At 36.5% G+C, this 14,886-nt stretch carries 10 protein-coding genes and 1 pseudogene; 3 read left to right on the top strand and 8 right to left on the bottom strand.

All coding sequences use genetic code 11. The features are described from left to right. Positions 1-471: 471 nt before the first annotated feature. Positions 472-1,830: a cytochrome P450 gene (locus VKJ25_RS11735; RefSeq protein ID WP_324236816.1), complete on the bottom strand. Its 1,359-nt coding sequence runs from the start codon at positions 1,828-1,830 to the stop codon at positions 472-474. Between the two features lie 593 nt (positions 1,831-2,423). Here VKJ25_RS11735 and VKJ25_RS11730 point away from each other — a divergent pair. The 3 genes from VKJ25_RS11730 (at position 2,424) to VKJ25_RS11720 (ending at position 4,482) form a co-directional block, all read left to right on the top strand. Then, complete coding sequence (locus VKJ25_RS11730) at positions 2,424-2,759, top strand: hypothetical protein (protein WP_324236815.1); 336 nt, start codon at positions 2,424-2,426, stop codon at positions 2,757-2,759. 919 nt (positions 2,760-3,678) lie between these two features. Then, a complete protein-coding gene (locus VKJ25_RS11725) occupies positions 3,679-4,221 on the top strand; it encodes a hypothetical protein (protein WP_324236814.1) in 543 nt (180 codons plus the stop codon). 111 nt (positions 4,222-4,332) lie between these two features. Beyond that, entirely contained in the window at positions 4,333-4,482 is a 150-nt protein-coding gene (locus VKJ25_RS11720) for a hypothetical protein (RefSeq protein WP_324236813.1), read from the top strand. A gap of 666 nt (positions 4,483-5,148) precedes the next feature. On the opposite strand, the gene VKJ25_RS11715 is transcribed toward VKJ25_RS11720, so the two are convergent. The 7 genes and pseudogenes from VKJ25_RS11715 to VKJ25_RS11685 form a co-directional block, all read right to left on the bottom strand. After that, positions 5,149-6,549 (bottom strand): protein adenylyltransferase SelO, encoded by a 1,401-nt coding sequence (locus VKJ25_RS11715; protein WP_324236812.1) that lies wholly within the window; start codon positions 6,547-6,549, stop codon positions 5,149-5,151. A 370-nt stretch (positions 6,550-6,919) separates the two neighbouring features. Beyond that, positions 6,920-7,183, bottom strand: coding sequence for a hypothetical protein (locus VKJ25_RS11710; protein ID WP_324236811.1), 264 nt, complete (start codon positions 7,181-7,183; stop codon positions 6,920-6,922). Positions 7,184-7,600: 417 nt separating this feature from the next. Beyond that, the gene (locus VKJ25_RS11705; protein ID WP_324236810.1) at positions 7,601-7,942 is read right to left on the bottom strand and encodes a hypothetical protein; all 342 of its coding nucleotides are present in this window, start codon (positions 7,940-7,942) and stop codon (positions 7,601-7,603) included. Positions 7,943-7,950: 8 nt separating this feature from the next. Beyond that, positions 7,951-8,166 carry a ParA family protein gene (locus VKJ25_RS11700; RefSeq protein WP_324236809.1) on the bottom strand — a complete coding sequence of 72 codons (216 nt, stop codon included), beginning with the start codon at positions 8,164-8,166 and terminating at the stop codon, positions 7,951-7,953. 146 nt (positions 8,167-8,312) lie between these two features. Continuing rightward, positions 8,313-10,472 (bottom strand): polyphosphate kinase 1, encoded by a 2,160-nt coding sequence (ppk1, locus tag VKJ25_RS11695; RefSeq protein ID WP_324236808.1) that lies wholly within the window; start codon positions 10,470-10,472, stop codon positions 8,313-8,315. Between the two features lie 757 nt (positions 10,473-11,229). Continuing rightward, on the bottom strand, positions 11,230-11,673 hold the full coding sequence (ccmS, locus tag VKJ25_RS11690) for a beta-carboxysome assembly chaperone CcmS (protein ID WP_324236807.1): 444 nt from the start codon (positions 11,671-11,673) through the stop codon (positions 11,230-11,232). 1,003 nt (positions 11,674-12,676) lie between these two features. Next, positions 12,677-14,455: pseudogene (locus tag VKJ25_RS11685) on the bottom strand (ABC transporter ATP-binding protein); the annotation flags it as partial. Positions 14,456-14,886 lie beyond the last annotated feature (431 nt).

The raw sequence follows: 14,886 nt of genomic DNA, 5'->3' as shown, positions 1-14,886 counted from the left end.
ATCAATTGTTATCTAACTATCTAGTATCTGAACTCAAATACCCAGCAATTAAATTTACAGTTATTTGAGTTTTTATGGATAGAGATAGGGTTAGTAATATGAGGCGATCGCATCAAAAATCAACTAGTGATCGTCTAGCTTTGTTAACACTATATATAGTGTCCTTGCGTAAGTCCTGATTATTTAACTTTTTTCCATGCGGACTTGGGTATAACGATTATGCTGATTCTATCAGGACTTACGCAAAGGTACTATAGTGCGTTGTGCGTTATACGCTTTAGATGTCGCGTAGCGTTTCGGCGCTTGAGCCGACATATAAAGCGGAGCTTTGCGGAACGCAAAACACACCCTACTAATACCGTTCATGGCTTTAGTCCTGTCTATATTATACGGTGGAGCATTTAAAAACCAACCCAGTCTCTGCACTTTTTATAGCGATACTACCGAATTTGATATCACCCTATCACCCTATCACCCCATCGCCTTAATCTGATGTTTTACAAACATCTGCATATTTGCTGGAGGCGCCATTGTCACACCCCTCCGAACAGGTTTTATTGGTTTATCGGAAACTAATTTAAGTTCATACTGTGATAAAATAGTCGCCAATACTAATTTCATTTCAAATAAAGCAAAAGCTGAACCTATACAACGACGACTCCCCCCTCCAAATGGTAAATATTCATAAGGTGAAAATTGTCTCTCCAGAAAACGTTCTGGTTTAAACTTTTTAGGTTCTGGATAAATATCTTCCCGATGATGAGTCAGATAAATAGGCACTATTGCTACCATTCCCGGTTCCAGTTGATAACCCATAATTTCGACAGGTTTCTGAACAATTCTAGGAAAACCATTGATCGCAATGGGATAAATGCGTAGAGTTTCTTGACAAACAGCACTGAGGTAGGGAAGTTTGGTAATAGCAACTTTGTCCGATTTATCACGAACATTTCCTAACTCTGATCTCAGCTTTTCCCGCACTGATGGGATTTTATCAATCCAATATAATGCCCATGCTAAAGCTGATGCAGTAGTTTCGTGACCAGCCAAAAGCATTGTTAGCAGTTCATCCTTAATTTCTTCATCACTCATGGGATCGCCTGCTTCATCACGCGCTTCTAGTAATAAACTGAGAATATCATCACGATGATTCCCTTCTTTTCTAGCAATTTCAATTTCTGCAAGCACTAGGTCGTGGAGTTTTTCTCTTTTCCGCAAAAATCTCCCCCACGGACTCCAGGGACCCAAGTCTTGTTGCAGGAAGTTGAAGAACAGCAAAGTAGAACTGAGAGGAGAACTCGTAGAGTCAAGAACATCAGACATAAGAAGTCTAAGTTTTTCATAACGTTGTCCTTGATTTAAACCAAATACAGTAACAAGAATGACTTTGAGAGATATTTCTTGGGTTGACTTACGGATCGCAAAAGGTTTATTTATTTTCCACTGACTCATAACGTCAGAAGTAACATTATAAATTAAGTCTCCATAGTTGCGCATTTGATCGCCATGAAAAGGTGGCATTAATAATTTTCTTTGTCGTTGGTGGCGATCGCCGTCTTGGAGCAGCAGAGAATTTCTACCTACCAAATTTCCCAAAATCCTATTACTGCTCCCTGAAATAAAGGTATCGGGGTCAGCAGTAAAAATTTGTTGAATGGCTTTTGGGTTACAGAAATAGATCAAAGGAAACGAGGAATTAGTATTGGTTGTAAAAATATCTCCATATTCAGAGTATCGCTCTTCTATAGCAGATAAGGGATCAAAAACAAACTTCCATGTCCTTATTCTTCGTTGTAATGGTGAGAGAGCTGGGCCATTAGGTAAGGTCATTTTAGTTATCAGTTATTAGTGTTTTTGTTGATGGATTAATTATATCAGGAGTTACAGATTCTTGAACAACAGGCTATTTCTAGGAGTGCTTCAATAATGGATAATTGATAATTACCTCTCCCTAAAATGGATAGGATTGAATGAAAGGAAAAAATAAATTTTTTTCCCTTGAAAGGGGAGGCTTCAAGGCGCGAATTATTTAATTATTATAGGACTTACGCATTAACGCTATCTGTAGAGTCCGTTTTGCGTTCCGCAAAGCTCCGCTTTATATGTCGGCTCAAGTGCCGAAACGCTACGCGACATGGAAAGCGGAGCATTCCCTATACGAAAAAGCCTATCTCGTAACTGAGCCAGACTCTATATATAGTGACTCCCGTGTAAGTCCTGTATTAATTTTTCGGTAAAGATACAGTTAGGTTTCTATAAATAATATCTATAGGACTTACCCATGGACGCTATCTGCAGCGTTTTGCGTTCCGCAACGCTACGCGACATGGAAAGCGGAGCATTCCCTATACGAAAAAGCCTATCTCGTAACTGAGCCAGACTCTATATATAGTGCCTCCCGTGTAAGTCCTGATCTAAAACAAATGAACGAGCCAAACCATAACCAAAAAACCACAGAAAACTCAGAACCAAATACCCGAAAATTCAGAATAAATAGACGAACATTTTTAGCAACTGGAATAGCTGCTGCTACTGGCGATCGCTACCAAAAAATAGAGTTGAATGAAGGACGTTTGTTGCTTCCGGAAGTAGAACTGAGTCTAGGTTTGTGGCAGGGTAGTTTTAATAGTATCAGGACTTTCGCAAAGCAACGCAATTTTGTCATGGCGCGACTCCCAGCGCAAGCGAAGCGCAAAACACTGTCGCCTGCGCTTCCCATAACGCCCGTTAACGCTCCGCGACATGAATGTGGATCATGACCTCAGAAAAGCAATCTCAAATGCCTAAAACTCCCTCATTATGCGTAAGTCCTGATTATGAACATATACACTTGTAACCGGATTCTATATTAGCAGTAGCTAAACAACGAGGTATCAAGGCCGAACAACTGGCTACCGAAGCTAAAAAACTAAATGAGCGCTTGGTGGCAAAACTGCGAGAGTTGGGTGTCATTTCTGATGACGAGTTAAGTTAAATATTTTCTCCAGTAACATCTGAGTAGCGATAGTATCCCCACTGCTAGGGGCATTACCGAAAAACTGAATCTAAAGCTTCGTCCTAAAAGGGGGACTTTTTAGTTGACTTTGTTTCAATAAATATGTTATACTTTTAAAAATTTTTATACTCATAATTATGAAATCTAGATTTAATTACCCTATAGAAGCCCTAACCGTGTCTTTGCACCCTGTGCGTATTTTTCGCAAAGGAGACAGCATAAGGAAGTCAGGAGTCAACCTACCCCTAACCCCGACCGTGGAGGGGAAAAAGGTAGAAAAATAGCCCCATTCCACAATTTCCCCAGCTAATTTTATAAATCCGGTTAGGGGTTCTATATATCCAAACTTTTGCTACCTGAAATAACCGTCAAAAAATTGATGCGCCTAAACTGTGTTTGAAAGATGTTCTATGATCCAAGGACATCTAAATATAAACCAGTAGTGCGAGGCAGTGATTTCTGTTGTCGTCAAATGTTAGCTAAAGAAGGTCATTGATCTTATGTCTATCACATCACGAACTTTGTACAAGTTCCTCCAGGAAAATATATCGGGGGAGAAACCCCTCAGCGTTAACCGCGAACAAGCCCAAGAGTTGGCGGAAGAGTTCTTGGCGCGAGTTGAACATCTCCCTGGCGCCAAGCGGAATGATAACTGTTGCTGTTACACTTATTTCCAAGGGGGAATGAGCAGAGGCCAGCCCACCAAAGAGAACTTCTGTTGTTGTCTTCTCCTCGAAGAATCAAGCGATCGCTGGTATCAAGAGCATACCCATTTACATTTGTTCTGGACTCCGGAGCAACAGCTCTGGGTAGACTTAGGAGTACAGCGATCAGATGTCGCCGTTTCAGACATTGGTGAAGTGGTTGCTGTAACCCAGGCATTTTTGCAGCGGGTTCAGCAGCAAAAAGCTCAAGCTGCCAAGCGCCAAAAACAGAAAGACTTGAAAATACAAGCTATCTTGGCTCAGGTGCGTAAAATTGCCAAGGAAGATAAATTTGACTTTGCCACTGAAGTCGATACTATTAAGCTCAAGCTGATTATTCGTCTGTCTGACAACGACTATTTTGCTATTTTGATTCCCTTTAAGCAGTTTAAGGAGGTACTACCCAAGTTGCGCACTGCTATTCAGGCTCTCCGGGAAACTTACAACAGTGGCGTTCGCTTTAAAACCCATCTCAAGCGGGGGTATCGCCGTTCTGAGTGGGTTCGTCATCAGGATTTATAGTGCCGTTTCACGGAATTCATGCATTCATGCATTCAAAAGTCATGCCTTATGATTTGATAGCTCAAAACACCGTTTTACAGAATTCAAAATTTAAAAGTCAAAAGGAAGAAAATGATTCGTATTGATGCCAGCGAACTCTATCAAGATACAATGACTAATATTCCTCCAGAAATTCAACCCTATAAACGTGCAGCTTGGAAACCCATAACTATTGAAAGTGACGGTTCTTTAACTGCTTCTAAATTTGCTGGTAAACCTTAGTTAGCACAAGAACATAACAATAAGGCACTATATATATAACCCCTAAACGCGTCTCTAAAATTAGTTGGGGAGATGGGGAGATGGTGAATATAAGGCTCTAATTCTAGATTTTTCCCTATTCTATTTCTCTCACTCCTGAATTAATTCTTTAGGCAAAAAAACACACCTTTGTAAAGATAGGGTTAGGGGTTCTATAGAAGACTTTGCATACAACGTCCTTAAAAGACATCTCCAATAATAAAAAGTAAAATCAATTATCGTACAGAAGTTATCAATTCTTTCTACCTGCTCCCTGCTTCGTCTTTTCTGAAGAGATCTAGACTGTTGGTGCGTTACTAAGCACGCTTTTTCGTATAGGGAATGCTCCGCTTTCCATCTCCCCTAGCGAAACACACCCTACTGGACTGTTTCATCTAAAATGGTGCATTAGGAAATAGGGGAGTAGGGGAGTAGGGGAGTAGGGGAGAAACATTTTTGTAACCTACAGCTATTGCACCATTTAAGGTGAAACAATGCACTACCAATAGCGTTCATGGCTTTAGTTCTGATACAGGAGATTTCAAGCATAAGAAGTACAGATTTAATAATTAAATCCTTTCAGTGGGAGCCGGAAAGTTTGTGTGGGTATACCTCAGCAATATGGAATCTGCTGTAACTTCTCTTTCTTTAATCATATATTCGCTCTAATAAATCATAAAATGGTTGCCAATTATCCTCTTGCATAATTGGTTCCCAAACTGATTCAATTATAGGTCTAATTAAACTTTGTTGCGGATTATATTTTTGTAATATTTTTCCCATTTCTTTTAATTCATTATCTGAATAATTCTGCAAAAGATGATAATAATATTGTCGCCACGGCTCGATTAATTCGGGCTGTTCAAAATTAGCCAAAATTTGATTAATATCATCACGCCATTGAGGAGAAAATTTTTGTCTCAATTTTAAAAAGAAATCGTGGTATCCAACCTGAGAATCTTTCAGCATTTTTATGGTTAGCTGAAGTAACTTTTCTGCATCTACTTCTGACAACTGTTCAAACCCTAATCTTTTCATCATTAATTGCCGATATTCTTGTAGATAAAGATTATCAAATTTGTCTAAAGCAGTTCTCATTTTCTCCCGCTCAATAATTGCTGCTAATGGTTCTTGAAGTAGATATAAATTTGATTTACAAACTAATGGCTGATGACTGTAACGATAAAGACCAGAATAATCAAAGTAAGCTGCTGTAAAATTAGGATCATAAGTGGGAATAAAAGCATAAGGACCGTAATCAAAACTTTCCCCGGTAATTGACATATTATCTGTATTTAATACAGCATGACAAAATCCCGCAGTCATCCATTGAGCTGCTAATTTAGCAACTCTTTCTATCAACTCCAAATAGAATAAAAAATAGCAATTATTCTCTTCTTTCAGATGAGGATAATAACAATCAATTACATGGTCTAATAACTTTTTCGTTAAATCGGAACGCTTAAAAAAATGCAACCTTTCAAAAGTACCAAACCGGATATGAGAACGACTAAAACGCACCATCACTGACGAGCGAGTAGGAGAAGGTTCATCCCCACGCCATAATCCCTCCCCAGTTTCAATCAAACTCAGACATCGGGAAGTCCGAACCCCATGACGGTGCAACATTTCCGCAGCTAAAACCTCCCGGACTCCACCTTTAAGAGTAAGTTTACCATCAGCAGTCCGAGAATAAGGAGTTCTACCGGAACCCTTAGTCCCAAAATCATATAATTCACCATCTATTCCTCGGACTTGCCCATAAAGAAAACCCCTACCATCTCCTAAATTAGGATTATATGTACCAAATTGATAACCATGATAACGTAGAGCTAAAAAAGGTCCGACACAATGAAATTTACCAAAAGCTTCAATAAAATGTTCATCTTTAATATCTTGATAATTTAGTCCTATTTTCGGGAGTAATTTATCATTACGAAATCGCAAAATATGTTCGGGAAATTCAGCAGCAAGAACTTCATCATAATAGTCATTACCTAAAGTTTGAATAGCAGGTTCATAATTGAGAGAAAGAAAAGGATTAGACATTATTTTTTAAGTCAAAATTGAAAATTTTTAAGTAATATAAAATCCCCATAATTAATATACCCAAGTTCCCAGGGACTGGAACGGAGTAGAAAGTAGCAATCTCTTCAACACCTGAGATTGCTTCCTGTCGTCGATAGGGACGACTTTTCAACCGGATTTTATATAATCTTTGAAGATTTTATCCTAGGGGCTTGGTTTCCAAATCCCATTAATGATAGAGGGTTTGGAGACCAAACTCCTACAGTTTTTTGTCACCAATTCATTTATAATTACTATAACTCTATTCATCAATAAAATCAATTATTTTTTTATTAATAATTTCCATTTATATCAAATTCAGTTATTAAAAGAAAGTTTTTCAAATTCTTCTCTAACCCTTATTATTTCCTTTTTTTTTCTTCTTTTTATTTTCCTTTCCATCTTTTAATAATTTTAATTCACCAATTTCTATTTTGTCTTCATAAATATATTGCCTAGCCCATACTATTAGAATAGAATTACAATGAGGACAAGTAAGTGTTTCACTACTGTCTACCCATTCATAATCATGATCTGTTGGTGGCAATATGAAAGGAAAAGATAGGTCAGGAAGTTTAAATTTAGTTTCACATTTAGGACATTTTCTAGTAGTCATTTCAGTTATTAGTTAAGGGAATAGGGAATAGAAAAAAACCAATTTTAGGCTGAGAAATAATATTCTTTACTGCTATAATTTATAACAAATATTTATGCAGTTTATAATAGCAATCCTAAATGAATTGTGAAAAAAAACTGTAGGGACGTTGCATAACAAAAATGCGTTTTCCGTTCCGGAATGATCCGCAAACATGTCGTGCAGCGAAACGTCCCTACTGAGTTATCATTTTTTCTATGTGGTTCATTGACCTAAAAACTGCTATCACATAAAACTATCAAATCAAAGGAGAGATCGCTATCGCTATGACTATGACCATTGCCAAGTGTACAGTTGCCGAATATCATTAGACTGGAAGTTTCGGTAGGGAAGTTATTTGGGGAGTAGTTGGGAGGCGATCGCTTCCCAACTTTAGGCTTATAAAACCTGATGAATACTATTAACAACCTGGTCAATAAAATCTACTGTATCATTAACCATATTTTCATCTATAGGCAAACGCTCTCCTTTATTATAATAGTCAGGCTCTATATCAACTTCGTGGGCTATTTGATCTCTACGATCTACTATCCAACTAAGCTGTTCTTTGATTTGTTTGATATCTTCTGGCTTAGGTTTACCCATTTGAGCGCCAACTTCATCCCATAATTTTTGATCTGAAATAAGTCTGATTGCATCAGCTATTTTATCTAGTCGCTGAAAACTTTTATATCCAAGACTTTTTCTAATTTCATCCTCAAGCCAAGAATTACTATTCATCTTATTCACTATAATTTTGAACCTATCTTGTAAATTGCTTCTATTCTACTTTCGTTATACTCTGTTCCCTCCCCTAAAATTATTCCAGTTAGATTGCACTGTGGATCGGTATGAGCAAGGATCACTGTTTTACCCTTTTCAGTCAACATCCAGCCTAAATTAAATGCAGTTGTGGTTTTACCAACTCCTGCTTTATGGTTGAATACGGCAATTTTTTTAACCATTGTCAATCACCTTTTTTTGATAAATTTGAGTATAGCATGAGTATAGTAAATTCTTTCCCTGACTCAGAAACCCGGTTTCTCCCTCACCAGTAGCGATCGCTTCCCGTGACTATTTTCCTCCTACTCCCTACTCCCTACTCCCTATTTCAATGATTTACACTTTCCATCAAAATTCGATGACAAGCAAGTTCTGGAGAATGATCGCTAGGACGACGCTGAATATACTGACCGTCCGCTTGCAAATCCCAAGCTTGGCGGTTGTCAGATAACAAAATTCCCATAATCTCTTGCAACTCTTTCACAATATCCGGATCTTCCACAGGTGTAATAGCTTCAACCCGACGATTAAGATTACGAGGCATCCAGTCAGCAGAACCAATATACACCTCCTCCTTACCATTATTGTAGAAATAGAAAATCCGAGAATGTTCTAAATAACGGCCGATAATACTTATCACCTTAATATTTTCACTAATATCCTTCAAACCCGGACGCAAACAACAAATACCACGGATAATCAAATCAATTTTCACCCCTGCTTGAGATGCTGCATACAAATTAGCAATAATTTCCTGGTCTACCAAAGAATTCATCTTGGCCACGATACGACCAGTATTACCATTTTTGCAATTCTCAATTTCCCGACGAATTACTTGGATAAAGCGATCGCGCATATTCACAGGTGCAATCAATAACTTCCGATAAGACTTCTGCCGAGAATACCCCGTCAAGAAATTAAACAAATCTGCTAAATCTGCTCCCAACTCGGAACGACAACTCAACAAACCTAAATCAGTATAAAATTTAGCCGTTTTAGAATTATAGTTACCAGTGCCAATATGAACATAGCGACGGATTTTATCTTCCTCCTGACGCACCACCATCACAATTTTAGTATGAGTCTTGAGACCGACTAAACCATAGACCACATGAACCCCAGATTGTTCTAACTTCCGCGCCCATTGAATATTATTTTCTTCATCAAATCTTGCCTTCAACTCTACCAATACTGCTACTTGTTTGCCATTTTCTGCTGATGCAATCAAAGCATTAATAATAGGCGAATCTCCAGAAGTGCGGTATAGAGTCATCTTAATCGCTAATACATCAGGATCGTATGCTGCTTGAGTAATGAAACCTTCTACTGTGTTCACAAAAGAATGATATGGATGATGTACCAATAAATCTTTGTGACGAATTACTTCAAAAAAGTCAATTCCATTTTTCTCATTCAGGTCATCATTTGCGATCTCATTACTGTAATTTCGCAACCGTGGTGGCATAGCAGATGTGCAAATTGGGTCTTTTAGATGAGGCAATGGCAACCCCAAGAATGACATTAAATCTTTAAGATCGAGTAATCCATCTACTGTATAGACATCTTTTTCTGACAACTCCAGCTTTTCCATTAATATCTTTTTCAATTTAGGTGGCATTGTGGGATTAATTTCCATTCTGACTACATTACCACCGATACGCCGTTTTCGGAGTTCTTTTTCTATCACTAACAGTAAGTCATCACCCTCATCTTCTTGCACTGCTAAGTCACCATCACGAGTAATCCGAAATAGATGATACTCTTGAATATCCATACCCAGAAACAAAGAACCCAAATTGTGAGCAATAACTTGTTCGAGAGGAACTCCCATCCAATTTATAGTTTGAGCGTTTTCTTTTACTTGTAATTTTTCTGGTAAAAGCAAAAAGCGAGGCAATATTTTGGGAACTTTAATTCTGGCTAATAAATCTTCTTGAGTATCTGGATTTTTCAGAATTACTGCTAAGTTAAAACTGAGATTAGATAAATAAGGAAAAGGATGACTAGCATCAATAGCTAGAGGTGTCAGTACAGGAAATATATGTTCTGCAAAATAGTTTTTTAGATATATTTTTTGTTCTTTATTTAAGTCTATATAATTGAGGATAAAGATGCCATTTTTTTCTAATTCTGGTCGTAAGTTTTCCTCAAAGAATTGGTGTTGTAAAGAAACCATTGGTAATAGTCTTTGATTAATTCCATCAAGTTGTTTTTGGGGAGTTTGACCGTCAGGGGTCAATTTATTTACTTGAGTTTCTATTTGTCTTTTTAAAACTGCTACTCTAACCATGAAATATTCATCTAAATTAGAACTAAAAATTCCTAAAAATTTTAAGCGTTCTAATAGGGGAGTACGGGAGTCTAAACCTTCAGATAAAACCCTCCGGTTAAACTCTAACCAACTAAATTCTCTATTAAAGTAGTATTGTGAGTCCCTAAGATTTTTTTCTACAGGAGTTTCGCTTCCATTCTTTTTCTTTTTGGACATAGTTAATTAAATTAAGGAGTTGAAGTTTTTATTGATTGTAAGCTAGTCTCCATAACTTGTAAAGTCTATATCTTTTGAACCAGGGAGTGGGGAGTAGGAAGTAGGGAGTAGGCGGAAAAAATAGATTATTTCTGTCCGATAATTGATTGAGTTTTCTATTTGTGGAGATGTCTATTGATAAAAATTGATTTTATTTTTAATTTTGGGAAAAGTCTAAGTTCATTAGTGGAATATTTTATCTAAAATAGTGAATTTATCTGTCAATGCGAGTGATATTTAATCAGCAAGCCCTAATTATCTTTACTGGGTGCATCTCAATGCATGAATAAAGCCCAAAACTTAGCGTTTTAGGGAACACTTAAGCGGGAACAGGGAACAGGTTTCAAAAGAATATGTATGGAAGAAAAAAGTATTTTGGCAGATATGAGATGCACTCTCTTTACTTCTCTCTATGGAGGGGTCATTTCAGTTATCAGTAGAGAGTGAACCTCAGACTAAACTCGAAGGCTTGAAATACTGATTTCTCGGGAACCGTGTTAAATATTTTTTCATCCCTTTAAAAGGGGAGGCTTTATACCTCATTTTTTGGTAAATATCAATGCATTAAGAAAGCAAAAAAATTGTCGCTTTTAGGCAATAGATATGGAGGCAATAGGCAATAGAAAAAAAGTATTTTGGTAAATATTGATATGCACTCGTATGGATGTTGTATGCAAAATCTTTATAAGGGCGAATGGTATTCGCCCCTACTATTATCCTACTCCACTAAGTTCAAGAAAATAGATGCGTTCAATCTTGTTTCTAATGTTTCTAATAAACCATCAACATTCTGATTTAATTGTTCAAAAGAATTAGGTGGAGATATTTCTGGTTGGAAGTAAACTAATTTAATTTGACTATCACCAATAGCAATCATTAATACTTCTAATTCTGGTTGATAACTATCTATTAAACCTAAAATTTCTTGAATTTTACCATCAACATTTTGGTTGAATTTTTCTATAGCTGCTTTTGAACAATATACAAATTTTGGTGTTCCTTTTAAATCAATTCCAATTGTTTCATCAGTTTCTCCTTTTTCTAAATTTAACCCCCATGCTAAAGCAGCTAATTCTGTTTGATTAGCTCTCACAAATTTATCTAATTGATGTTGCCAATTATTTTGATTTTTCTTTAAGGGTTTATTATCAAATTCCATCATAATTTTTATTTAAAGTTAGAGAGTTGGTAAGCATTCAGTTCCATTCATAGAGAAAAAGAGGTAATTAGGGTTGGCTGAATTATTTATTAAAGTTTTTACTGGCATTGGTTTCAACTTTTGCAGATACTAATAAAGTATCAGATTTTAACTAATTTCAGTACGGTTCCCGAAAAATATGCATTGCAGGATTTTGAGCAAGAGGCAAGGTAAGCATTTCCTCCGGAATGCGCTCGCATTCAGCCGTCAGCTATTAGCTATCAGAAAAGTGCTTTTAGTTTGTGATCAAAGCTTTTTCATTTTAGAACGAAAATTACTACAAAAGTCAGTTTTTATATGATGTCCGGTAGCATCGGAGCGTGTATAAAATAAAGATAGAAATCTCATAAAAGCTTCTGGCTTCTGGCTTCTGGATTCTGGATTCCTTTCACCAAAGTCTAATTATTCAACCAGACATGATATTAAGTCTATATTCGTTTCAGTAGTCTCCTTAAGCTTGAGGTTTTTATTGCGCTTGAGCTGACAGCTAATAGCTGAATACTTACGAGGCAAGATAGGGGTAAACTATCACTTTGATGATTCTTTTAGCATACCTCTTCTATAATTCTTATTACTCCTTGATTCTGGCTCCTCCCCCCTACTAAAATACTTTTTCAGCAAACCCTAATTATTAATTATTAATTATTAATTATTCAGACCTTACTTCAGTAACGCCTTTTTTTTATATTTCACTTTTTCCTTCTTGCTTCTTCTTTCTTGCTTGTGCCCTACGCTTTCTTACTGCTGCATTCTGCCCTTTACCTTCTCCCTTCTGCCTTCTTAATCCTGCCTTCTGCCTTCTTACTCCTGCCTTCTGCTCTTTAATTTCTGGATTCTGCTCTTTAACTTCTTCATTCCTTCTTCCTTCATTTAGATTCTGCTCTTTAATTTCTAGCTCCATAGTTATTTCTTTTTTCTTCCTTTCTTCTTCATTCCTTCTTCCTTCTTCCTTCTTCCTTTTTCCTTCCTTAACACCAGATTGTACTCGCCATAAATTAGCATAAATTCCTGATTGTTCTATTAATTCTTCATGGAGACCAGATTCTACTATTTTTCCATTTTCCATTACATAAATACAATCAGCATTTCTGATAGTTGAAAGACGGTGAGCAATAGCAATAGTTGTTCGATTTTTAGTGATTTTTTCTAAAGATTTTTGAATAGCTGCTTCAGTTTCATTATCCACTGCTGAAGTTGCTTCATCAAGTATCAAAATAGGAGGATTTTTTAACACTGCTCTAGCAAGAGCAATTCTTTGTCTTTGACCCCCTGATAATTTCTGCCCTCTTTCCCCCACGATAGTATCATAACCATGAGGTAATTTACTAATAAAATCATCGGCTTCCGCAATTTTAGCTGCTGCAATAATCTCTGACAAACTAGCATCAAAAGTTCCATAACTAATATTTTCTGCCACTGTTCCATGAAATAGAAATACATCCTGACTTACTAAACCTATTGCTCGGCGTAAATCTTGTAAATTAATTTGATTTATTTCTATTCCATCCAGAGTTATTTTGCCAGATTGAACTTCATAAAATCTCAGTAATAATTTAACAATTGTACTCTTTCCTGAACCTGTAGAACCAACAATTCCAATAGTTTTTCCAGCAGGAATTTTTAGGGAAATATTTTCTACGACTGGAAAATCTTCCTGATAGGCAAAAGTAACATTTTCTAATTCTAAATCTCCCTTAACTGACTGAAAAACTAAAAGTTTATCTCCAGGATGAATAGTAATTGAAGTATCCAATAAATTCATCACTCGATTCGTAGAAGCCATACTTCTTTGATATAAATCAAGAGTTTGTCCTAAACGAGTTAGAGGCCATAATAATCGTTGAGTTAAAAATACCATCACACTATAAGTACCGACAGCTAATTTATCAGCAACTGCTTGTAATCCTCCTAAAAATAAAGTTGCGATAAAACCAATAAAAATGAGAATCCTAATCAGAGGTACAAAAGCAGCAGAAAAAGTGATCGCTCTTCTATTACTAACTTTATAAGCATTACTTTCCTTAGTAATTCTTCCTACTTCATAATTTTCGGCGGTGAAACTTTTTATAGTAGTAATTCCTGAGAGATTATTAGATAATTGCCCACTTAATAAACTAACTGTTTCTCGAACTTCAGCATAACGAGGAGCCAGAAATTTTTGAAACCAAATTGAACCGAAAATAATAAATGGCATGGGTAATACTGCCCACCAAGCCACACTAGGAGCTAAAATAAAAAAAGCACTGCCAATAATTATGACAGTGACTATAACTTGAATTATTTCATTAGCTCCCACATCTAAAAATCTTTCTAATTGATTAATATCATCATTCAAAATAGCCATTAAATTTCCTGTACTGTTTTCTTCAAAATAGGCTAATTCTAAATCTTGTAAATGACCATAAGTTTCTATCCGTAAATCATGCTGAATATTCTGAGCTAAATTTCGCCAAAGTCGTTCATAAGCATATTGAAAAATTGATTCTAATCCCCAGACAATTAAACTGAGAAATGTTAAAACTAAAAGTTGTTGAAAAATTTCTTTGATTCCCCATTTAGCAATTAGAGAATTTTGTTTTTCCACAACAACATCTACTGCTGCACCGATTAAAACTGGAGGTGCGAGGTCGAATATTTTATTTAAAATTGAACAGATAATGGCTTGCCAAATTTGAGTTTGATAACGACCTCCATACTTAAGCAAGCGGAGAAAAGGATGTTTTGGTTTAAGTTTTTTGGTTGACAAGATAATCCCCTGAAAAAATTTTTGCAAAAATACTTGAAGTATTCTAACATAATTAGTCGTGCCAAATTAATTTCTTAGTGGAGAGAGGAAACAGGGAAGAGAGAATCAACAGAATGTTTAATGTTGCAGCATATTCTAAGCATAAGAATAGGACTTACACGGGAGAAACCCGGTTTCTAGGAGAAATCCTTGTTTTCAGCAGTAAGAATCTACTCTCGTACCGGGTTTCTGGGTTCCCGTGGCTTTAGTCCTGAAGAAGTACAGATTTAAGAATTAAGTCCTCTCAGTGCGAGTTGGAAAGCTCCTGTGGGTGTACCTCACCAAAATGCAATCTGCTGTATGTCTGACTGAATGCTTATACTTTGGAGGAAGGGAATCTCCCCTACCCCCCTTTGAAAGGCTGAAAATCACAGAACTTACGGCAAAATACT

The sequence above is a fragment of the Okeania sp. genome (assembly GCF_035285525.1).
GTDB lineage: Bacteria > Cyanobacteriota > Cyanobacteriia > Cyanobacteriales > Microcoleaceae > Trichodesmium.
Note: the sequence above shows the minus strand (reverse complement) of the source record. Positions and strands in the feature narration are given on the sequence as shown.

Bases quoted from the DNA above. Each gene is read 5' to 3' on its own strand.
- VKJ25_RS11735 (WP_324236816.1), bottom strand. From the start codon at position 1,830: ATGACCTTACCTAATGGCCCAGCTCTCTCACCATTACAACGAAGAATA.
- VKJ25_RS11730 (WP_324236815.1), top strand. From the start codon at position 2,424: ATGAACGAGCCAAACCATAACCAAAAAACCACAGAAAACTCAGAACCA.
- VKJ25_RS11725 (WP_324236814.1), top strand. From the start codon at position 3,679: ATGAGCAGAGGCCAGCCCACCAAAGAGAACTTCTGTTGTTGTCTTCTC.
- VKJ25_RS11720 (WP_324236813.1), top strand. From the start codon at position 4,333: ATGATTCGTATTGATGCCAGCGAACTCTATCAAGATACAATGACTAAT.
- VKJ25_RS11715 (WP_324236812.1), bottom strand. From the start codon at position 6,549: ATGTCTAATCCTTTTCTTTCTCTCAATTATGAACCTGCTATTCAAACT.
- VKJ25_RS11710 (WP_324236811.1), bottom strand. From the start codon at position 7,183: ATGACTACTAGAAAATGTCCTAAATGTGAAACTAAATTTAAACTTCCT.
- VKJ25_RS11705 (WP_324236810.1), bottom strand. From the start codon at position 7,942: ATGAATAGTAATTCTTGGCTTGAGGATGAAATTAGAAAAAGTCTTGGA.
- VKJ25_RS11700 (WP_324236809.1), bottom strand. From the start codon at position 8,166: ATGGTTAAAAAAATTGCCGTATTCAACCATAAAGCAGGAGTTGGTAAA.
- ppk1 (WP_324236808.1), bottom strand. From the start codon at position 10,472: ATGTCCAAAAAGAAAAAGAATGGAAGCGAAACTCCTGTAGAAAAAAAT.
- ccmS (WP_324236807.1), bottom strand. From the start codon at position 11,673: ATGATGGAATTTGATAATAAACCCTTAAAGAAAAATCAAAATAATTGG.